General features: G+C 53.7%; 1 rRNA gene. It reads right to left on the bottom strand.

Going from position 1 to position 1,039, the window contains the following annotated elements:
- Window positions 1-1,039 (bottom strand): 23S ribosomal RNA (locus Xentx_RS18105); the annotation flags it as partial.

Here is a 1,039-nt window from a genome sequence, read left to right as displayed (position 1 = left end):
CTGGAGCTTAGGGGCTTTTCCTGGAAGCAGGGCATCAGCAACTTCCGCACCGTAGTGCCTCGTCATCGTGCCTCAGTGTGACGGATAACCGGATTTGCCAGGTTATCCCACCTACACACTTAAACCGGGACGACCGTCGCCCGGCTTGCCTAGCCTTCTCCGTCCCCCCATCGCAATTATTGCCAGTACAGGACTATTAACCTGTTGCCCATCGACTACGCTTTTCAGCCTCGCCTTAGGGGTCGACTCACCCTGCCCCGATTAACGTTGGACAGGAACCCTTGGTCTTCCGGCGAGCGGGTTTTTCACCCGCTTTATCGTTACTTATGTCAGCATTCGCACTTCTGATACCTCCAGCAAACCTCACAGTTCACCTTCACCGGCTTACAGAACGCTCCCCTACCCAACAACACCTAAATGTCGCTGCCGCAGCTTCGGTGCATGGTTTAGCCCCGTTACATCTTCCGCGCAGGCCGACTCGACCAGTGAGCTATTACGCTTTCTTTAAATGATGGCTGCTTCTAAGCCAACATCCTGGCTGTCTGAGCCTTCCCACTTCGTTTCCCACTTAACCATGACTTCGGGACCTTAGCTGGCGGTCTGGGTTGTTTCCCTCTTCACGACGGACGTTAGCACCCGCCGTGTGTCTCCCGTGATAACATTCTTCGGTATTCGCAGTTTGCATCGGGTTGGTAAGTCGGGATGACCCCCTAGCCGAAACAGTGCTCTACCCCCGAAGATGAGTTCACGAGGCGCTACCTAAATAGCTTTCGGGGAGAACCAGCTATCTCCCGGTTTGATTGGCCTTTCACCCCCAGCCACAAGTCATCCGCTAATTTTTCAACATTAGTCGGTTCGGTCCTCCAGTTAGTGTTACCCAACCTTCAACCTGCCCATGGCTAGATCACCGGGTTTCGGGTCTATACCCTGCAACTTAACGCCCAGTTAAGACTCGGTTTCCCTGCGGCTCCCCTATCCGGTTAACCTTGCTACAGAATATAAGTCGCTGACCCATTATACAAAAGGTACGCAGTCACCC

This window comes from Xenorhabdus thuongxuanensis, assembly GCF_001908095.1.
GTDB classification, from domain to species: domain Bacteria; phylum Pseudomonadota; class Gammaproteobacteria; order Enterobacterales; family Enterobacteriaceae; genus Xenorhabdus; species Xenorhabdus thuongxuanensis.
The sequence above is the reverse complement of the archived record's forward strand: the minus strand, read 5'-3'. Positions and strand labels throughout refer to the sequence as shown.